Raw genomic sequence first — 18,321 nt, 5'->3', positions numbered from 1 at the left:
GTGATTGGCAAGTATTTCAATAAGGAGTTGCGTACATGTCTAGGTTTCAAAACAGCCATCTTCGTGAAAAATACGGCATTCCGAGCAATGCGGTCATCACCATCGGCGGAACGGTAGGCGTCGGCAAATCGACGTTCACACACGCCCTGGCCGATCAGCTCGGTTTTCGCGTGTCCGTGGAAAAAGTGGACAACAACCCTTACCTTGGCCGTTATTACAACGATTTGTCCCGCTGGGGCTTTCACCTGCAAATCTTTTTCCTGGCCGAGCGCTTCAAGGAGCAGAAGCGGATGTTCGACTACGGCGGCGGCTTCGTCCAGGATCGCTCGATTTACGAGGATACCGGCATTTTCGCCCGCATGCTGTACGAGCAGGGCAACATGACGGAAGAAGACTACCGCACGTACACAGAGCTGTTCGAAGCGATGGTCATGACGCCGTACTTCCCGCATCCCGATATTTTGATCTACCTGGAAGGCAGCTTCGATGACATTATCGGGCGCGTCCAGGAGCGGGGACGCCCGATGGAGCAGCAGACCCCGATCGACTACTGGCGCGATTTGTTCAACCGCTATGATAGCTGGATTCACTCGTTTACCTCCTGTCCTGTTCTGCGGGTGAACATCAACGAGTACGACGTCGTGGACGACCCGGCCTCCGTGGAGAGCATCATTGCCCGTGCGGCGGAAAAAATTCGCCTGGGACGAGCTGCGCGCCTGCCGTAGCCAGCCCCAAAACCCCCTGTCCTCCTACTGTATGGCAAGGCTTGCCGCCAGCAGGAAAGACAGGGGGTTTTTGTTTTCGGACTGTGTTTGCCATTCACCGGACGGGATAGTCTTCGAGCCTCAGCGCATCGCTGTCGTCGTTTCTTCGCGAGTGTGCTTTTGGTCAGGCTTCCTGCGGTTTTCCGTGCACTTCGGCGGGGGGAAATCGGCTGCGGATAAACCCCGCTGTGGTATAATGAGAGCATCTTGGAATTAAAGGAGCTAGGGAATGGCAGAAGAATGGTTTGAACGCAGCTTTCGCGAAGATTACGTACTTGTGTATCGGCATCGGGACGATTCGGCGGCCGACAGCGAGATCGCCAATCTGCTCGAGCGATTGCCGATAAAGAGCACGGGGCGCGTACTTGATCTTTGCTGTGGGAGCGGGCGGCATTCGCGTGCGCTGGCTCGCAGAGGATACGAAGTCGTAGGTGTCGACCTGTCCCCCGTGCTGCTGCAGCTTGCGGAAGAGCAGAACACCTATCCACAGCTCAGCTTCGCTCGCTGCGACATGCGCCATATTCCGTATCGGGACGAATTTGACATCGTAGTCAACCTGTTCACCAGCTTTGGCTATTTTTCGTCCGATGAGGAAAACGCGCAGGTCGTCCGCAATATGGCGCAGGCATTGAAGGTGAACGGGGAAGTCGTCATCGACTATTTGAACCCCGCCTACGTGAAGCAGCATCTTGTCCCGCACTCCACCAAAGAGGTCAGCGGGATGCTGATCGAGGAGAAGCGCTGGATCGAGGACGAGGCGGTAAAAAAGCGGATTTTGATTCGAGACGATCCCGCCGCGCAGCCGAGGGAGTACTTGGAGCAGGTTCGGCTTTTCTCCGTGGAACAGATGACGGCCATGCTGGAGCTGGCCGGATTCGGACAAATTCAGGTATTCGGCAATTACCAATTTGAACCGTATATAGCCAGTCAATCGCCGCGCATGATTTTTTACGCGATCAAGCAATAGGTAGCGCGGATAAGCGTGACTAACCTTTCTGTCTGCTGAATATGATGGTGTTACCACCGATTCATCGGACAAAAGGGGGGCGATGTGAGTGAGCAAGCTGTCTTTGGAACAGGTCAAACTGTATTTGAGCAAGGTTCCGGGCTGGAAGCTGGTAGAAGACAGGATGGCGCTGTCTCGCACATATCACTGTAGAGACTTTGCCACGGCTGTGAGCTTTGTAAACCGTGTGGCGGAAATGCTTGAGCATGACAGTCAGCATGTCGAGATTCACCTGTCTGGCGGAACTGTGACGTTTACGCTCGCGACCCGCGAGGCAAAAGGGCTGACGGGCAAAGATTTTGCCCTCGCCCAGACGATCAGCAAAGTAAGCTAGCGTCAGGAAACAGCCGCTTCGGTTTGGGAAGCGGTTTTTCTTTTGGCTTTTCCGCTGCACTTTGCTATGATGGGCAGTAATGATATTTTTTCGGAGGGATTGACAATGGAAATTCAACAGCACGAACAGCTTTTGCGCCTGCTTGCGGACGAGTTTGCCAAGCAAACGCTGTCTGTCACTTTTACGCAATGGGACACGGAAAGCGAAGACGATGAAGAAGTCGCGCAGTTTCAGGGACAACTGACAGAAGTGAAGCTCACCGACAACGAATTTGACGAAAAAGACCTGTTGCTGCTGTTTGTGGCAGCGGACGAGGAAAGCGTGGAAATTTTGATGGAAATTCCCGGAGAAGAAGTGGATCTCGCCACCTATGCAGACGGAAAACTGAACATTTTCGGTACGGAAGCGGAGATCGTCCTGGAAAAATGAACAGGAAGCCATCCTATCGCTACGTCGGAACACCCGATCCGATGAGTGAAAAAGAAGTGTACAGTTGCGAAAAGTACATGAAAAAAAACAGGCATGCGATGATAAAGGCAGGGCGGTACATGGTGGACGTACCCGCTCTGCTCGCTTTGTTTCACCTGGACTGCTGGAATTGCCGGGCGGTTCACCGCGAGACTTGCTGCGAAGGCGGCCAGCCATACGCCGTCGAGGAATGGCAAATCCCGCTGCTGGAAAAACAGGTTCCGGCGATCGCTGCCCGTTTGCAGACAGCAGGCGAGCGGGAAAACTGGGAGCGCTACGGCGTGTGGGACCGGGGACAGTTGCCAGGCACGATTCGTATGCGGCATGGCAACTGTCTGTTTTATCAGGAAAACAACGGCCGCTTCGGCTGTGCGATCCACGCCTACGCGGAAGAGGCAGGGCACGATGTCCTGCCGCTCAAGCCGTTCAGTTGCCAGTTGTACCCGCTGGATTTGATTGATACGGGCCAGGAAATTTTGTTGACTGCCGTGACCAAAGAGACGTCGTCCTTTTCCCGCTGGGGAACGGACTATTTGGAGCAGTTTTACTGCGCGAACCGGGAGCGCAGGAAGCTGGCTGCGCACATCGACGAAAACTGGTTCGCGCTCGATGGCTACCGCCCCGCCTACGAATGGAACGTGCCGATGCTGCGCTATTTTTTGCAGGAGGAGGCGGATACCGTGCTGGACCGCCTGCGCGAGCGCAGCCATATGACAACTGTCAGTATGTAATTGGAACAGCGGATGCCTTGTGATATGATGGGGGAGCATGAACATGATTGACAAAGGAGCAACAGTGATGAACGTCAAGACTACACAAGAATCCCGCACGATCCAGGCATCCTTGGTTCAACCGTCCGATACGAATTACCACGGGACCATCTTCGGCGGGACGATGATGGCCTATATAGATGAGGTAGCGGCAATCGCTGCCATGCGGCATTCGCGCCGCCCGGTCGTGACTGCTTCCATAGACTCCATCGATTTTTTGGCACCCGTAAAAATGGGGCATTCGATCTGCCTGGAAGCGTTTGTCTCCTCGACAGGGCGCACGTCCATGGAGGTCTTTGTGAAAATCGTCTCGGAAAACCTGCAAACAGGGGAACGAGTCCTGACTGCCACTTCGTTTTTGACTTTTGTCGCGCTCGATGAAGCGGGCAATCCTACCGAGGTTCCGGCCATCGTTCCGGAAACCGAGGAAGAGAAAAGGTTGATGGCTACTGCCGAGGAGCGCAAAAAAATGCGCAAGGAACGGAAAGACAGCCTGCAAGCGTTTGTCAGCCAGTTAAACATCGAAAAAACAATCTGATGTTCGTTTGGTTTCACCCTGAGCGACAGTTCGCTCAGGGCCTTTTCTACATAGAGGCGCGAGGAGGAATCGACAATGAAGTACCGCAGATTAGGGAAAACGGAACTGACTGTTTCGGTCATTGGCGTAGGGACGTGGCAATTTGGCGGAGAGTGGGGGCAAGACTTTTCGCAGCAAGAAGTCGACCAGATTCTGGACAAGGCGCACGAGCTGGGGATCAACCTGATCGACACCGCAGAGTGCTACGGCGATCATCTGTCCGAGAAGCTGATCGGAGGCTATTTGAAAAAGAGCCGCCGCGCCGATTGGATCATCGCGACGAAGTTCGGCCACCATTTCCACGACAAGTTTTCGCGGACGAACGAGTACGGGGCTGCCGCTGTGCAGGAGCAACTGGAAAAATCGCTGCGGGCTTTGCAGACCGACTACATCGACCTGTACCAGTTCCATTCCGGGCCAGACGAAGCGTTTGACAACGACGAGCTGTGGACGTATCTGGACAAGCAGGTGCAGGCAGGGAAGATTCGCCATCTGGGCTTGTCGATTGCCAAAAACGACAACATGCATCAGGTGGGCGGAGCTTCCCGCGTCAACGCGCAGACGATCCAGGTCGTCTACAACCGGCTGGATCGCAAGCCGGAGGAAGCGGTGTTTGCGTCGTGCGCGGAGCAGGATTTGGGCGTGCTCGCACGCGTGCCGCTGGCGAGCGGTTATTTGAGCGGAAAATACAAGCCAGGAGCCGTGTTCGCCGGAAACGATGTGCGCCACCGCCACGATCCGCAGCACGTCGCCCGCCTGCTCGAAGAGGTTGCCAAAATCAAGGAAAGCGAAGTGCCGGAGGGCGTGGACATGGCGCAGTGGGCGCTGGCGTGGTGCCTGAAGCACCCGGCCGTCACGACGGTCATCCCGGGCAGCAAAAGCCCGGCACAGGTGGAGGCAAACGCCAAAGCCGCTGCCTTCGCAAGCGACGATCACCCGCAAGCGCGGGTCAAATAGCGAAAAGAGGAGCCGACAGATCGCGACGGCTCCTCTTTTTTTTGTACATAAGTGCCACAAAGGCGTCGCCAAGGGTTTGGCGCAGCCAAGTTTTCTAACCGATCAGTCAGTCCAGAAAGCGAGCCTTGATCTCGGGAGTAGGCAGCATGCACTGTTCCTGTTTGCCAAACCAGCGGTAACGGTTTTTGGCCACCCAATCGTAGGTGAAATCGCGGACGGGACGGGGGAACAGACGGCCGAGGTAGTAGCACAGCGGCCAGGCCCCGGACAGCTTGCGCGCCACTCGCAAAATCGCGTCTGACTTGGTGTATAAGCGTCCATGGGCAATCAGGACGACAGATGACAGCCCGCTTTCGGCATACGAAAAGCGGGACAAAATTTGCTGCGCTTTTTCCGACTGCAAAGAAGCGAAGTGAATGCTGCCGGAAGGATCGCGCTTGAGGATGAATTGAACGGCGCTGTTGCACAAATGGCAAACACCGTCGAACAACAAAAGATAGTCAGGGTGTTGCAGCGGCTCAGATGCTGGCTTCATCAGGCAGCCCTCCATGCTCTACAGCGAATCGAATGGTCGTGCGGTCGTGCCGCCTTCGCTTTCATCATAGCAGAGAAGGGAGGGCATTCCCAGCGCGGATCACTACTAGAGAATGACAAGCGCTCCTTTTTGAATCAGTTCCTCTGCTTTCACCAGGTCGGGGTGCATTTCCCGGTCCTCGTGCAGACGGGGAATGACGCGGCGCAGCTCTTCGTAAGCTTTTTTCGTGCCTGCGCCCAGCTCTCCATTCCCGAAGTCGATCGCCTGTGCTGCCGCCAAATATTCGATGGCGAGCACCTTTGTCACGTTGGAAATGACCGTGCGCAGCTTGCGGGCGGCGGTTGTCCCCATGCTGACGTGGTCCTCCTGGTTTGCCGAGGACGGGATGGAATCGACGGACGCAGGATGGCACAGCACTTTGTTTTCCGAGACGATGGAAGCGGCTACATATTGCGTAATCATAAAACCGGAATGAAGACCGCCGTTTTCGGTCAAAAATCCGGGCAGGCCGCTAAGCTGCGGGTTGACGAGTCGCTCTGTGCGGCGCTCGGAGATGTTGGCCAGCTCTGCCATGGCGATCGCCAAAAAATCGGCGGCAAAGGCCATCGGCTGCCCGTGGAAGTTTCCGCCGGAGATGACATCGCCTGTTTCCGTGAACAGGATCGGGTTGTCGGTCACGCTGTTGCACTCCCGGGTGACCGTCGCCCAGACGTACTCCAGCGTATCGCGTGTCGCTCCGTGGACTTGCGGGAGGCAGCGCAGACTGTAAGGGTCCTGGACGCGCAGCTCGCCCTGCTGCGAGGTTCTTTCGCTGCCGGACAGGTGCGCGAGCAGTCGTCTCGCCGATTCCTGCTGTCCGGGATGCGGGCGGACGAGGTGCAGTTGCGGATCAAACGCTTTCGGTATGCCGCGCAACGCTTCAATCGTCATCGACGCGATCAGCTCCGCGCTTTCCAGGACGACGCGCGAATCGTACAAGGCCAGGCAGAGCAGGGCGGTCATCGCCTGCGTGCCGTTAATCAGGGCCAGACCTTCTTTGGCCTGCAGGCGAATCGGGGAGAGCCCGACTGCTTTGAGCGCCGCTTCTCCGCTCATCCGCTGTCCATTGACGATCGCTTCGCCCTTGCCGAGCATGACGAGGACCATGTGCGCGAGCGGAGCCAAATCGCCGCTGGCGCCGAGCGAGCCTTGCTGGGGAATGACCGGATGGACGCCGCGGTTGCACAGCTCGGCCAGGTGCAGCAGCGTTTCTTCCCGGATGCCGGAATAGCCTTTTGCCAACGCATTGATTCGCAACGCCATCATGGCGCGGACGACTTCCACCGGATAAGGCTCTCCCATTCCGCAGGCGTGGCTCATAATCAAGTTTTCCTGCAGCTTGCTGACATCTTCGCCCTGAATCATGACATCGGAAAATTTGCCGAAGCCTGTGGTGATGCCGTAGACGACTTTTTGCTCCTGGAGCATCTCTTCGACCATCGCCCGGGAGCGGCGCACATTTTCCAGCGCCTCGGGGGTCAATTCGATGCGGTGAGCGTCCCTGGCAATCCGGACGACGTCTTCAATGCGCAGGCGATTCCCATTCATATGGATGACGCTTGCTTGCTGATTCATGGATAGTTTCCTCCTTTAACAGAGCAGAGAACGAAAAGAGCGAGGGGTTAGGATACTAGATCCTAACCCCTCGCTCCCGGGTTCTATGTGATTGGATGAAACGCGTAAGCCCGATTGGAGGCCACATACGTCTTTCCTCACTTTCGCTCTACAACTGTCAGATAATTTTCGTTATTAGTATTATTGTAACGAAAGTGAGCGCGCAGTCAAGATCAAGATTGGCACGGCGCCTTCCCTATAGTGGAAAAAAACGGGCTCAATCCATTTTTGGAAACTGGGCGATTGTCGTTTCTTGAGCGGGATAAATGTCATACCATGTACTGTGTTATTTCATCAGAAAGGACGTGTTCATTTCCGTGGAAAAGCGACGCAAGATGCCGCCTGTGCCTCCATCGTCCCCAAGGCGTCCCAAAGAAATGCCAAAGCCGCCTTCCCCGATAATGCCGTTGCCGTCACCGATTGTACCGTCTCCTAACGTACCATCGCCAAACGTACCGTCACCGTCGAAGCCGAAAGCGCCGCAAAGCTCGGAGAATCCGCAGCACAACATCCCGGCACGCCCGATGCCGCAACGGCCGAACGTGCCATCTCCTAACCAGATTATGCCGAATACGCCAAACCCGATGCCGCCAAAACCGATGCCGTCCAATCCGATGCCGCCAAACCGGATGCCAGCCAACCCGATGCCGCCAAACCGGATGCCAGCTAACCCGATGCCGCCAAACCGGATGCCAGCCAATCCGATGCCGCCAAACCGGATGCCGTCCAATCAAATGCCGCCAAATCGGATGCCAGCCAACCCAATGCCGCCAAACCGCAGACCGAATCCGATGCCGCCGAACGTCATGCCGAACCGGCGTCCACCAAATGCTTCGCCAAACATGAGGCCGCCGTCAGCGGAAAACGTCCGGCCAGGCTCGGAAATCGAACTGTATTTGTTCAAGTTCCATTTCCATATGGACCGGATGCAGTATTTCCGTCACAAATGCGAGCAATACCGGGATCACCGCCGGAAATACAGCGAATACCGCAGACATTACAAACACCATCAACGGAGAATGAAGCATTATCACGACCGTTGCCAAGTTTGGCATCATAGGGGCAGCAGCTCTGGCGGACGCAGCAGCTCATCGTCTTACGGACATAGAAGCTCCTCCTCCGGACATGGCTGCGACTGTGGTTGCAGTTGCGATTAACGAGCAAGCAAAAAAAGGACGCCTGTTTTCGCGTAGGCGTCCTTTTGGCTGTTTGGCTGGCGGCAAAAGCGAATTGGTTTTCCTGCCGGGGCGATCAAGGGGCAGCGGCAAACGCCTCGACCTCAACCCCGCGTTTTTTCAGATGTTGCCGCAGAGTCAGCAGCGCATCGTCTTTGTTTTTGCATTCCAGCACAATATCGACATGGTAATCGGCGAGAGCGCTGGCAAAAGCGATAAATTCGTCCGGATCGATATTGTCCGCATGGGAGCGAAAGTCTTTGGCTGATTTCGGCGAGGACATGTGCATTTTCGGGATGCGCTTCCCCCACGTCTGGATGATGCGCGGAAGATACTCTGTCCATTCCTCGCCGTCCGAATGGCAATGGTGGTGATGGATGTCGAACACCATCGGCACACCGATCTGCTCGCACAGCTCCAACACCTCGCGCATGGTGAAGGACGTGTCGTCATTCTCCACGACCAGTCGCCGCTTGACCTGCTCAGGCAGTCGCTCAAAGTTCGCCGCAAATCGTTCCAGGGAAGTGACCTTGTCCTCGAACACACCGCCGGCATGCGTGACCAGCACCGAATTGTCGTCCAATCCAAGCAGATCAAACACTTTGGCGTGATACGAAAAATCCGCTATCGCCGCCTCGACCACGGATGGCTTGTCGCTGTTCAAAATGCTGAAGTGGCCGGGGTGCGCTGTCAGGCGAATGCCGTTGTTGCGGATGAATGTGCCTGTCTTCTGAAAGTCCCAGGAAAATTCTTTGGCCCAGTCCCAGTCTGCCGCGACCGGGTGCGTAGCCAGCGGCACAAATTCCGAGGGGAGGCGATACAAAAAAATGCGGTTTTCCACGTTGTAGGCGAGCAAATCCATCAGGTTGAAAAAATTCGTCTGCAACACTAGCCGCAGCTTTTTCAGGCGCGCCTGCGGCTCCAGTTTATTGATTTGCGCAACGGTCGTCTTTTTGTTCGGATTGTTTTTCAGCTTTACGCTGATGCAGGCATAGCCCAAACGGATCAAGGAAATCACCCCTGGGATCGTCGTCACCACGTAGTATCTCCAAAAACAGTAGCGGCGTGTGATATGAAAACTTCCCAGTTGCGCGCATGAAGGTGAGCGAACAGGCAGGGCGCCTGTGTACACCCTTTTTCGATCGGCATGTTTCCTTTCCGTACGGCCACCCGCCTGCAACGGACAAGCATCAGGTGCGATGGATTGCCGCAGCGACACGGTAAAAGCTTGGGCAACGGGCCGCCGCGACTCATAAGCCAAAGCCCCCGGAGAAAAGCTACTGGTAGAAACGAACGATAAACCGTAAAGGAGCGAAGCGTGATGAGCAAAAGCAAAAGCGTGAGAACGTTACTCGTCATCGGAACCGTTCTGCTTCACCTGACTTCCCCAGCTCTCGCCGGACAAGCGGCGGAACCGGGCCAGATGATGCAGCAAGCGGCGCGGCAACAGGCGGAGAGCGAGCACAATCGCTACGAAGTGGCAGGCATTACCGACCCGGTTGCCTTTGAAGCTTTTTTCGACAAGCTTCAGGAGGCGGTGAAGGCCGGGAACAAAGCACAAGTCGCAAGAATGGTCCAGTATCCGCTGCGCATAAACAAGGACGGGGGCAGCCGCTACGTGCAAAATGAGCAGCAGTTCCTCGCGGAGTACGACGAGATTGTCACACCGAAGGTCAAGGAAGCTTTGCTCGCCCAAAACGTCCGTGAGACGTTCGTCAACGCCCAAGGCGTGATGGTGGGCAACGGTGAACTGTGGCTGGGCCAAAGCGGCGGCAAGTACGTGTGGTTTGCCGTCAATTTGTAGGAAGCGGGGCAGGGCTTTTCTGCGGAAAAGCCCTAAAGGACGCTGTTCAAAAATTTTTATTGCGTTTTATGTATATTTTACGTGGACATTATAGATAGAAAATTCTAAAATAACTAATAAATAGACGGGGATCGAGGTGGATTTGACAAAAAATGTCCTTCTGAAATGGACATTTGTAATTTTGGCTCACACGTGATAGAATTCACGGAAAGCCAATTTGTTTAATGAAACTTAACTGAACGTAAAGCTAGAGAGAAAAGGAGTGGACACAGTGAGTTTGGATACGAAGCGATTGGCGGACGAATTGGCAGAACAGGTCGTTGCCTGGCGCAGACATTTGCACCAGCATCCCGAACTGTCGTTTGAAGAAGAACAGACGTCTCAATATGTGTATGAAAAATTGCGATCTTTCGGAAATTTGGAATTGTCCCGTCCGACGAAAACGAGTGTGGTTGCTCGCCTGATCGGCTCCCAGCCGGGAAAAGTGCTCGGCATGCGCGCCGACATGGACGCCCTGCCGATTCACGAAGAAAACGATGTGCCTTACGCATCCGGCAAAGCGGGCGTGATGCACGCTTGCGGGCACGACGGGCACACCGCGATGCTGCTTGGGGCGGCGAAAATATTGTCGCAGTACAAAGACCGCATCAAAGGGGAAGTGCGATTTTTCTTCCAGCACGCAGAGGAGCTTCCGCCGGGCGGCGCGGTCGAGATTGTCCGGGCAGGAGCGGCGGACGGTCTGGATTCGATTATCGGGATTCACCTCGCTTCTTACATGCCAGTCGGAAAATTCGGAGTTTTATACGGGGCGCTCACCTCTTCCACAGACCGTTTTGATGTGAAAATCCAGGGCAAGGGCGGACACTCCTCCCAGCCGGAGTCGGCGATCGATCCGGTCGTCATCGGCGCGCAAGTCATCACCGCTTTGCAGCAAATCGTCTCCCGCAATGTCAGCGCGTTGGACAAGGTCGTCCTCTCCGTGACGATGTTGAACGCAGGCACGGCCTACAACATCATTCCAGATACGCTGACGCTGACAGGCTCGACCCGCTGCTTTAACGCGACAATTCGCGAAAATCTGCCGGTCTGGATTGAGCGGATTGTCAAAGGGATTACCGAAGCACATGGGGCCGGCTACGAGTTCTCGTTCTCTCACGGCTACACCTCCGTCGTCAACGACGAGCAAGTGACCAGGCTGATGGAGGACATCATTCGCGAGCGCTGGGGCGAGGAAGACATTATGTACATCGACCCGCTGATGCCGGGCGAGGATTTCTCCGAATACTTGAAAAAGGCGCCAGGCTGCTTCATCCAGTTGGGAGCGGGCAATCCGGAGAAAGGCTTTGTTTACCCGCACCACCACCCACGCTTTGATTTTGATGAAGACGCATTGGCTCGCGGCGTCGAATTGTTCGTTCGGGCAGCGCAAAAGGTAGTCATCGAATAGCAGACAGAAACAAGACCGAACAGGGGGATCCTTATGACTGAGGGACGCGTGAATGTGTACAAGCTGCATTTCCTGGTGCTTGTACTGGTAGCCTTGACAGAGTTTATCGGCACGAAAAAAATCAATATCGGCATCGGCGTCATCGCCTTGTTCCCGATGCTGTACGCACTCGTTATCGGCGGTGTCATTAGCTGGCCTTCATTCAAGTTTTTGAAAGAAAAAGATATGAATGTCGCGGCAAACATTTTGGGCGTTTCTTTTCTGATCTTCGTATGTAAGCTCGGCGCCAACATTGGTCCAGAGTTGCCCAAGCTGTTTGGAGCGGGCGTATCGCTGCTCGTCCAGGAGGTAGGCCACATCGTCGGAACGATCATTTTGGGCTTGCCAGTGGCGCTTTTGCTCGGTCTGAAGCGCGAATCAATCGGGGCTACCTATTCCCTCGACCGCGAGCCTAATCTGGCGATTATCGTGGACAAGTTCGGGGCAAGCTCGCCGGAAGCGCGCGGCGCACTGGGCGTTTACATTTGCGGTACGTTGTTTGGCGCGATTTTCATGTCGTTGCTCGCAAGTATCCTCGGCAGCAGCGGACTGTTCCATCCGATTTCGCTCGCGATGGGCGCAGCGGTTGGTTCAGGGAGCATGATGGCGGCAGCGACAGGCTCGCTCGCCGTAATTTTCCCGGAAGCGCAAAAAGACATCGCCTTCTACTCGGGGGCGGCGAACTTGATGATGAGCATTATCGGTACGTATGTATGCATTTTCGTCTCCTTGCCGCTCACGCAGCGGCTGTACGCATGGCTGGAGCCGATCATCGGCCGCAAAAACGCTTCTTCTGACACAGAAGGGGGGAAAAGAAGCGCATGAATCAAATTTTGACGATTCTCATCATTGGCGCAATCTCACTCATCGGTAACTGGATCGGCTATGGCGTGCCGATCATGGAATCGTTGCCAGGCATTGTGCTTCTCGCGGTCATCACCTTGATCGGGATGGGCTTTACGAAAATTTTGCCGTTCAAATCTCCGGTGATTGTCTGGATTTCTCTGTTTGCCATGTTGGCTACTTCTCCTTTCTTCCCAGGAAGCGAGTACACGGCAGCGTCGATTGCCAAAATCAACCTGCTGGCGCTCGCGACACCGATTCTCGCATACGCCGGTCTGTCGCTTGGAAAAGACATTCATCTGTTCAAGCAGTTGAGCTGGCGGATCGTAGTCGTATCCCTCGTCGTTTTCACAGGGACGTTCCTGTTCGCAACCTTGTTCGCGGAGATCGTGTTCAAGATTCAAGGAAAGTTTTAAGCAAACCGCATTAGCGAAACAAACCTTCGTGGCTCGCAACTTGCCGCGAAGGTTTTTTCGCATCGCCTCCGGGTGTACAAAAGAATTGATCGATCAGGAATGGACAGTTATACTCTTAATAATCAGAAAGATTACGGCTTCCGACAAAGTAAGACAGGAGTGGAGAGAGCAAATGATTATTGATGTGAACCAAGTCATGTGGCAAAGAGACGAAACGGTCATTTTGCGCGACGTTAACTGGCAGGTGCAAGAAAACGAGCACTGGTGCCTGGTCGGACTGAACGGCTCCGGCAAAACGAGCCTGCTGAAAATCATCTGTGGCTACACTTGGCCGACAAAGGGGCAGGTCAGCGTCCTCGGAAATGTGTACGGAACGGTCGATTTGCGCGAAGTAAGAAAATCGATCGGCTGGGTCAGCACGGCTTTGATCGCACAGCTTCACGAGCACGAGACGGCCTTTCGCGTCATTTTGAGCGGGAGAGAAGCGACGATTGGCCTGTACGCGGTTCCGGCGGAGAAAGATGTGCAAAAAGCGTCCGAACTGCTCGAAACATTCGGCTGCACGGAGCTGCGGGACAGGCCGTTCGGAGCGCTTTCGCAAGGAGAGCGGCAAAAGGTGCTGATTGCGCGGGCGTTGATGGCGTCCCCCCGGCTGCTCATTTTGGACGAGCCATGTACGGGACTGGATTTGCTGGCACGAGAGCAGCTTTTGTCGATGATCGAGCAAATTGCCAAGCAGCCGGACGGGCCGACATTGCTGTACGTCACTCATCATATCGAGGAAATTTTGCCGTGCTTTACCCACACGCTGCTGTTGAAGGCGGGGGAGGTCGAGCGGGCGGGAAAAACGGACGAGGTGCTGACCGCAGACGGATTGACCCGCTTTTTTGGGGTTCCGGTCAACATTGCGCGGTCGCAGGGACGCTCCTGGGTCAGCCTCGGGGAAGCGGCATCGGTGCTTTAACAGCCGATCTTTTGGCAAGAGTCGGCAAGGTCGTGTAACATTGTGTATAATAACAGTATGAATAGAAACTGGGAGGAGAGGAGAGATGGAGGCATGAACAACGTGATTGCACCAATCACAGACTCCACCTGGGCGATCATCACCTACGAGGATGCGTGGCAGAGCTACGTGAACAGCTACGTGGTCAAACAAGGTGAATCGTTTGCTGTTATCGATTCCCACTTGCGCAAGCAGCGGACGTACTTTCAGCAGGCGCTGGAGGGAATCGGTGCCAAGCCGGAGCGGATTGAATACGTTTACTTTACCCATCGGCACGCGGACCATATCGGGAATGCCGACATGTTTCCTTCCCGAAACAACTGGATTCATCTCGACGATTACTACGAGCTGGACGATTTCTCTCAGACGCTGTTCGGGCACACCTTCACGGGGAGCGGCGGAGATCTACCGTCGTTGCGTTTTCGGCAATTGTCCTTTCATACGGAAGGGTCCGTGGCGTTTTTCGACCCGCAGAGCAAAATTTGTTTTGTCGGCGACCACATCTGCTTTGATAAAGCCGAGCTGGGTCAGATCGTCGGAAAAGAAAGCGAGTGCCGGGCGGCGTACAAGGCGCATATAAAAAGCTGGGCCATCGACGAGCCTGATCGGGTCCCGGAGTACGTGGAGGGGCTGGAAGCGTTGCTTGACTGGCCGATCGAATTTTTGGCGACGGGACACGGTCCCATCCTGCAAGGCGACATCCCCGACTTTTTGCAGGAGCTGATCGCGATTTTACGTCCGTAACTTTTTTCTGCAAAAGAAAAGACTTGTGCACCGGAAAAACGGGCGACACAAGTCTTTTGGCATTACGCGTGCGGGTGAATCAAGCGCGATTATTCCTTTGCTTGCTCCACCAGAACCGGGTCCATGATCTGGACGTTGTACTTTTTCTTCATTTGCTCCAGCCACTCGTCCGAGTGCTTGCGTCTGTTGCGCTCTAGCAGCTTCTCGGCGATCTCGGGACGAGCTTCTTCATACGTTTTTCCGAGCTTTTCTTTATTTTTCTCGTAGTACTCCTTGATTTGCTCCTCTGTTACCGGGAATGCCTTTTCAAACACTTTGTCGCGCAAAAGGAGCATGCCGAACCGCTCGCGGAGCTCTTTTTCATTCATTTTTCGTTCCTGCAAATACTCCTGGAACTTCTCCGGTGTTTTCAATTTATCCTTGATCGGATTGATCTTCGCGTCGATCTCCTGCTCGGTCACTTTGATGCCTTGGGCGGCGGCTTCCTGCTTGCACAGTTCAATGGCAATCAGGTCGGTCACGACTTTGGCGCCAGCCTCTTTTTTCATCTGCTCATAGAGCGCGGTTTGCGAGATCGCGGTGTTGCCGACTGTCGCGACTGCACTTGTGTGGGCGGCGGCAGGATCATTTGCCTGCGATACGCCGATCACAGCCAGTCCTGTCAGGAGGACGGCGACTGTCAGGATGGAAATGTCAAACTTTTTCATTTCAAGAAACCTCTCTTTCTGGCCTACATCTGTTGAAATAGTATAGAGCAGCGATACGGAAGAAAAATGGAACGGCTTTTACGAGAATGCCACATTTTCCTGCCCGATATGCCCGTTTTCTGGAAGCAGGCGGCAATAAAAAACCGCACACCAGAAAAATCATGTGCGGTGTCATTTGGATTGGAAAGCAGGCGGATATTTAGCTGACGTGAGTCGAAGCCTTTTGCCATTCCTCCAGGCGTTTTTCCAGCTCGGAGCGGTTGAAGTGCAAAGAGCTGGCCGATTTGTTCAGCAACTGGCGGAGATAGGTCAAGGCGTGCTCGTAGTTGCCCTTGGCTGCTTCGATTTCAGCGAGGCAAAACAGCTTCCACTCCTTGGCAGAGCGCTTGGTGGCAATCAGTTGATAAGCTTCGAGTGCGCTTTCGATTTCGCCCAGTCGAGCGTGCGAGCAGGCGATGAGCGCGAGCGAATCCGTCATCCTCTGGTCGCGTTGGTAAATGCGGAAAGCGACTTCCAGCGATTCGCTGTAACGGCCGGACGAGTAGTAGACGATCGCCAGGTTGTAAAACAGGTAGTGAATCATGGCCTGATTGAACAGAGAAGGGCGTTCCTTGCAGACGTTGATGCCCGAAACAATGTACTTTTCAGCCAGTTCGTAATTGCCGATCATGATTTCGTGTGTCGATTTATCGAGCATGGCTACCGCACGCGAACGGTTTTTTCGGTAGGATGCCTCCAACCAGCTAAGCCGTACATCCAATCGGCGCTTGTACAGATTCGCCATATATTGAAAACGGAAGGGCCAGTGCAGGCGAATGAACATGACCAGCAGCACGGCAGCTAATCCCGCCAGTGTTGAAGTCAGATTAAGACTCAAATACTCCACGTAATGACACCCTCTCTTTTTGCGCTGCCTCTATTCCCCCATCTTAGCACAGAACCTGTCCGCGTGACAGACCATTCCCTTTATTTCGTCAATGGCAAAGTCTTTACAGCTTTCGGCCCTTGAAGCGGCTGGGCTTTGACGAAGTCGTCGGAAACGGTGTAGAGCGTCTGGTCAATCGTCAGGATTCGCTTGATGTTTTTTGTGCTTTCGTACCAGCCTTCCCCTGCCTTGTCTCTGTCTGCTTGCTCCAGATGTGTAATTTTGTCCGTCAACGTAAAGCCTTTTTCCAGATCGAGCCGGTAGACGTACGCGCCCTGGAACGTGAAGTGGCCGTAGCCGCGAATGTCCTGCTTCGCCTTTTGTTCCTCGGTCCATTCGTAGACGGTGACCGGGAAGGCGAGCAGCCCTTTTTCCTTGGAAAACAACAAAGCTTTATGGTTGCGCAACAGCTCGGAGTCTGTTCCGCGGTCGCCGATGACGGTTTTGAACTTTTCTTTCGGCTTGGTCACGTCGCTGACGTCGAACAGCGCGATTTTCATGCCCTGGTAAAAAGCCATGTCCTTGTCTGACTCTGCTTCCTTGCCGAATCCGATGATGTGGTTCTCGTCATACGGATGGAGGTAATCGCTGTAGCCCGGAATTTTCAGCGCTCCCAAAATACGCGGGGCAGCAGGCTTTGCCAAATCGAGCACGAACAGAGGGTCTACGTTGCGGAACGTCACCATGTAGGCGCGTTTCCCCATGAAGCGGACGGAGTAGATGCGCTCGGTCGGAGCGATGCCTTCCAGCTTGCCGTGGATTCCGAGCGTGCTGTCAAGGACGTACACGTTGTTTTGCGAAGTGCCGGAATCGGTGCGCCACATGTTTCCGCTCGTCGTCGCGATCCGCAAGTAGCCGTCGTGTTCGTCCAGGGAAAACTGGTTGAGAATCTGGCCCGGCACGCTGCCTTTTGCCGAAAAGGCGATCTTGCCGTCGTTCATGCCGAAGCGGTAGATCGTCGTGTCCGTCGCAAGCGGCGGGGGGGCAAACGAAGGGGCAAGTGACTCGCCTTGCTTCAGCTTGATCGGCTCCGCTTTATGCTCGGTTACCGCTACGTACAGATTGGTCGGGGAGGCGTAAATATTTTCCCCTGCGCCCAAATAAGTGGAAAGCGACAGCTTTTGTTTAGGCTCGTCGAGATTGACGCCTGCCACCATCAGGTAGTTCGGCTGCAAGCTTTCCGGAAAATAGCGGATGTCGCTGTACGGAACGGTTTGATACTGCTCGCCGAAGGCACTGTCGCGATAGGCAGGGCCAGGCAGCTCCGTTTTTTCCTGCAAAATCCGGTAAGTGTCGATGTAGTGATTGGCCGTCAAATACAGGCTGGAACCGATTTTGCGGGACGACAAATACTGGCCTTCCACTTCCAGTTGTCTGATGAGCCGCGGTTGCGCTTTGTCTTGGATGTCGTAGACGAGCGCTTTGACAAGCTGGTTGTGGCGGTAATACGGGATAGCGCGCTTCGAAGCGGGCAAAGGAGCCAACTCGACGCTGCTGTTCGCCTGGCCGATGACGATGAGTTTTTTGTCGTCGACGAACATCTCCAGCGGCGTGAACAGGCCGTCCTCATAGCTGATCCGGCTCGTCATGCGCATCTCCGAGGCCGGGTACGCTTTGACGATGCGCACTTCGCGACTCGTCGACTGGTACAGGTAGGTGCCATCCGTCTTGACGATGTCGGCTTCATCGACGCCTTGCACCTGCGTGTTCGTCGCAGAAAAATCCGGGGCTGCTGCGCTTTTGCCGGAATCCCTCGCTTCAAGGACAGCAGCCGCTGCGGGCATGCTCAACTCGGCTTCTGCCACGACGTAGTTGGTTTTCGCCTTTTTCAGCAGCTTCTTGAATTGCCCGTAGGAACCGACGACAGGCAATCCGTCTTGCTCTGAGGCTGTGACAGTCGGCTCGTTGAGCGAGCCTGGCGGAAGCAAAAACGGCAGAGCGCACAGCACGACGGCTGTCACGATAAGTCCCGCTGCTTTTTTCTTCATCTCGATCCCCTCGCATCTCGATCTTGGCAGGATGTGCATTCAGTTATAAGACGCAGAATGCTGCTTTAACGTTTCACATTGTCTTTGGTCAGCAATCTACGGACAGGGGGGAGAGCGTGTGCTATAATAATAGGCGGTTTAAGCTACCATTCACACTTACGTCAAA

The 18,321-nt window shown here is 54.7% G+C and carries 21 protein-coding genes; 13 read left to right on the top strand and 8 right to left on the bottom strand.

What is annotated here, in order from left to right; all coding sequences use genetic code 11:
- Window positions 1-35: 35 nt before the first annotated feature.
- The 7 genes from BA6348_RS18430 (at window position 36) to BA6348_RS18400 (ending at window position 4,876) form a co-directional block, all read left to right on the top strand.
- On the top strand, window positions 36-725 hold the full coding sequence (locus BA6348_RS18430) for a deoxynucleoside kinase (RefSeq protein WP_005828008.1): 690 nt from the start codon (window positions 36-38) through the stop codon (window positions 723-725).
- 268 nt (window positions 726-993) lie between these two features.
- Window positions 994-1,731, top strand: coding sequence for a class I SAM-dependent methyltransferase (locus BA6348_RS18425; RefSeq protein WP_005828009.1), 738 nt, complete (start codon window positions 994-996; stop codon window positions 1,729-1,731).
- Window positions 1,732-1,819: 88 nt separating this feature from the next.
- The gene (locus BA6348_RS18420) at window positions 1,820-2,104 is read left to right on the top strand and encodes a 4a-hydroxytetrahydrobiopterin dehydratase (protein WP_005828012.1); all 285 of its coding nucleotides are present in this window, start codon (window positions 1,820-1,822) and stop codon (window positions 2,102-2,104) included.
- Window positions 2,105-2,209: 105 nt separating this feature from the next.
- Window positions 2,210-2,533, top strand: coding sequence for a hypothetical protein (locus BA6348_RS18415; RefSeq protein WP_007785058.1), 324 nt, complete (start codon window positions 2,210-2,212; stop codon window positions 2,531-2,533).
- The gene (locus BA6348_RS18410) at window positions 2,530-3,303 is read left to right on the top strand and encodes a DUF3109 family protein (protein WP_005828016.1); all 774 of its coding nucleotides are present in this window, start codon (window positions 2,530-2,532) and stop codon (window positions 3,301-3,303) included. Before BA6348_RS18415 ends, BA6348_RS18410 begins: the two co-directional genes overlap by 4 nt.
- A gap of 67 nt (window positions 3,304-3,370) precedes the next feature.
- Window positions 3,371-3,880, top strand: a complete 510-nt coding sequence (locus BA6348_RS18405) for an acyl-CoA thioesterase (protein WP_025848534.1) — start codon at window positions 3,371-3,373, stop codon at window positions 3,878-3,880.
- A 75-nt stretch (window positions 3,881-3,955) separates the two neighbouring features.
- A complete protein-coding gene (locus tag BA6348_RS18400; protein WP_026557012.1) occupies window positions 3,956-4,876 on the top strand; it encodes an aldo/keto reductase in 921 nt (306 codons plus the stop codon).
- Window positions 4,877-4,982: 106 nt separating this feature from the next.
- Here BA6348_RS18400 and BA6348_RS18395 read toward each other — a convergent pair whose 3' ends face one another.
- From BA6348_RS18395 to uvsE, 5 genes are all read right to left on the bottom strand, one after another.
- On the bottom strand, window positions 4,983-5,411 hold the full coding sequence (locus tag BA6348_RS18395; protein WP_026557013.1) for a thiol-disulfide oxidoreductase DCC family protein: 429 nt from the start codon (window positions 5,409-5,411) through the stop codon (window positions 4,983-4,985).
- Between the two features lie 105 nt (window positions 5,412-5,516).
- Window positions 5,517-7,025, bottom strand: a complete 1,509-nt coding sequence (gene hutH, locus BA6348_RS18390; RefSeq protein ID WP_007785063.1) for a histidine ammonia-lyase — start codon at window positions 7,023-7,025, stop codon at window positions 5,517-5,519.
- Window positions 7,026-7,350: 325 nt separating this feature from the next.
- A complete protein-coding gene (locus tag BA6348_RS27425) occupies window positions 7,351-7,794 on the bottom strand; it encodes a hypothetical protein (RefSeq protein WP_242507371.1) in 444 nt (147 codons plus the stop codon).
- A complete protein-coding gene (locus tag BA6348_RS26815) occupies window positions 7,795-7,968 on the bottom strand; it encodes a hypothetical protein (protein ID WP_165329001.1) in 174 nt (57 codons plus the stop codon).
- A gap of 347 nt (window positions 7,969-8,315) precedes the next feature.
- Entirely contained in the window at window positions 8,316-9,248 is a 933-nt protein-coding gene (gene uvsE / locus BA6348_RS18380) for a UV DNA damage repair endonuclease UvsE (protein ID WP_122952665.1), read from the bottom strand.
- A 312-nt stretch (window positions 9,249-9,560) separates the two neighbouring features.
- Here uvsE and BA6348_RS18375 point away from each other — a divergent pair, with 312 nt between their 5' ends.
- The 6 genes from BA6348_RS18375 (at window position 9,561) to BA6348_RS18350 (ending at window position 14,535) form a co-directional block, all read left to right on the top strand.
- The gene (locus BA6348_RS18375; protein WP_026557015.1) at window positions 9,561-10,043 is read left to right on the top strand and encodes a hypothetical protein; all 483 of its coding nucleotides are present in this window, start codon (window positions 9,561-9,563) and stop codon (window positions 10,041-10,043) included.
- Window positions 10,044-10,314: 271 nt separating this feature from the next.
- On the top strand, window positions 10,315-11,490 hold the full coding sequence (locus BA6348_RS18370; RefSeq protein ID WP_026557016.1) for an amidohydrolase: 1,176 nt from the start codon (window positions 10,315-10,317) through the stop codon (window positions 11,488-11,490).
- 33 nt (window positions 11,491-11,523) lie between these two features.
- Window positions 11,524-12,354, top strand: a complete 831-nt coding sequence (locus BA6348_RS18365) for a DUF3100 domain-containing protein (RefSeq protein ID WP_005832930.1) — start codon at window positions 11,524-11,526, stop codon at window positions 12,352-12,354.
- Complete coding sequence (locus BA6348_RS18360; RefSeq protein WP_005832928.1) at window positions 12,351-12,788, top strand: hypothetical protein; 438 nt, start codon at window positions 12,351-12,353, stop codon at window positions 12,786-12,788. Before BA6348_RS18365 ends, BA6348_RS18360 begins: the two co-directional genes overlap by 4 nt.
- Window positions 12,789-12,960: 172 nt before the next feature.
- Window positions 12,961-13,752 carry an ABC transporter ATP-binding protein gene (locus BA6348_RS18355; RefSeq protein ID WP_005832926.1) on the top strand — a complete coding sequence of 264 codons (792 nt, stop codon included), beginning with the start codon at window positions 12,961-12,963 and terminating at the stop codon, window positions 13,750-13,752.
- Between the two features lie 93 nt (window positions 13,753-13,845).
- Window positions 13,846-14,535: an MBL fold metallo-hydrolase gene (locus tag BA6348_RS18350; RefSeq protein ID WP_005832924.1), complete on the top strand. Its 690-nt coding sequence runs from the start codon at window positions 13,846-13,848 to the stop codon at window positions 14,533-14,535.
- Window positions 14,536-14,624: 89 nt separating this feature from the next.
- Here BA6348_RS18350 and BA6348_RS18345 read toward each other — a convergent pair whose 3' ends face one another.
- The 3 genes from BA6348_RS18345 to BA6348_RS18335 form a co-directional block, all read right to left on the bottom strand.
- Window positions 14,625-15,242: a SurA N-terminal domain-containing protein gene (locus BA6348_RS18345; protein WP_026557017.1), complete on the bottom strand. Its 618-nt coding sequence runs from the start codon at window positions 15,240-15,242 to the stop codon at window positions 14,625-14,627.
- Window positions 15,243-15,441: 199 nt separating this feature from the next.
- A complete protein-coding gene (locus tag BA6348_RS18340) occupies window positions 15,442-16,128 on the bottom strand; it encodes a tetratricopeptide repeat protein (protein WP_007785072.1) in 687 nt (228 codons plus the stop codon).
- Between the two features lie 80 nt (window positions 16,129-16,208).
- Window positions 16,209-18,155, bottom strand: coding sequence for a beta-propeller domain-containing protein (locus BA6348_RS18335; RefSeq protein WP_007785074.1), 1,947 nt, complete (start codon window positions 18,153-18,155; stop codon window positions 16,209-16,211).
- Window positions 18,156-18,321 lie beyond the last annotated feature (166 nt).

It is taken from the genome of Brevibacillus agri, from assembly GCF_004117055.1.
Lineage (GTDB): Bacteria > Bacillota > Bacilli > Brevibacillales > Brevibacillaceae > Brevibacillus > Brevibacillus agri.
The sequence above is the reverse complement of the archived record's forward strand: the minus strand, read 5'-3'. Positions and strand labels throughout refer to the sequence as shown.

What these genes read in the sequence shown, in the direction of transcription:
- BA6348_RS18430 (WP_005828008.1), top strand. Translation starts at nt 36, where the DNA reads ATGTCTAGGTTTCAAAACAGCCATCTTCGTGAAAAATACGGCATTCCG.
- BA6348_RS18425 (WP_005828009.1), top strand. Translation starts at nt 994, where the DNA reads ATGGCAGAAGAATGGTTTGAACGCAGCTTTCGCGAAGATTACGTACTT.
- BA6348_RS18415 (WP_007785058.1), top strand. Translation starts at nt 2,210, where the DNA reads ATGGAAATTCAACAGCACGAACAGCTTTTGCGCCTGCTTGCGGACGAG.
- BA6348_RS18410 (WP_005828016.1), top strand. Translation starts at nt 2,530, where the DNA reads ATGAACAGGAAGCCATCCTATCGCTACGTCGGAACACCCGATCCGATG.
- BA6348_RS18405 (WP_025848534.1), top strand. Translation starts at nt 3,371, where the DNA reads ATGAACGTCAAGACTACACAAGAATCCCGCACGATCCAGGCATCCTTG.
- BA6348_RS18400 (WP_026557012.1), top strand. Translation starts at nt 3,956, where the DNA reads ATGAAGTACCGCAGATTAGGGAAAACGGAACTGACTGTTTCGGTCATT.
- BA6348_RS18395 (WP_026557013.1), bottom strand. Translation starts at nt 5,411, where the DNA reads ATGAAGCCAGCATCTGAGCCGCTGCAACACCCTGACTATCTTTTGTTG.
- hutH (WP_007785063.1), bottom strand. Translation starts at nt 7,025, where the DNA reads ATGAATCAGCAAGCAAGCGTCATCCATATGAATGGGAATCGCCTGCGC.
- BA6348_RS18375 (WP_026557015.1), top strand. Translation starts at nt 9,561, where the DNA reads ATGAGCAAAAGCAAAAGCGTGAGAACGTTACTCGTCATCGGAACCGTT.
- BA6348_RS18365 (WP_005832930.1), top strand. Translation starts at nt 11,524, where the DNA reads ATGACTGAGGGACGCGTGAATGTGTACAAGCTGCATTTCCTGGTGCTT.
- BA6348_RS18360 (WP_005832928.1), top strand. Translation starts at nt 12,351, where the DNA reads ATGAATCAAATTTTGACGATTCTCATCATTGGCGCAATCTCACTCATC.
- BA6348_RS18355 (WP_005832926.1), top strand. Translation starts at nt 12,961, where the DNA reads ATGATTATTGATGTGAACCAAGTCATGTGGCAAAGAGACGAAACGGTC.
- BA6348_RS18350 (WP_005832924.1), top strand. Translation starts at nt 13,846, where the DNA reads ATGAACAACGTGATTGCACCAATCACAGACTCCACCTGGGCGATCATC.
- BA6348_RS18345 (WP_026557017.1), bottom strand. Translation starts at nt 15,242, where the DNA reads ATGAAAAAGTTTGACATTTCCATCCTGACAGTCGCCGTCCTCCTGACA.
- BA6348_RS18335 (WP_007785074.1), bottom strand. Translation starts at nt 18,155, where the DNA reads ATGAAGAAAAAAGCAGCGGGACTTATCGTGACAGCCGTCGTGCTGTGC.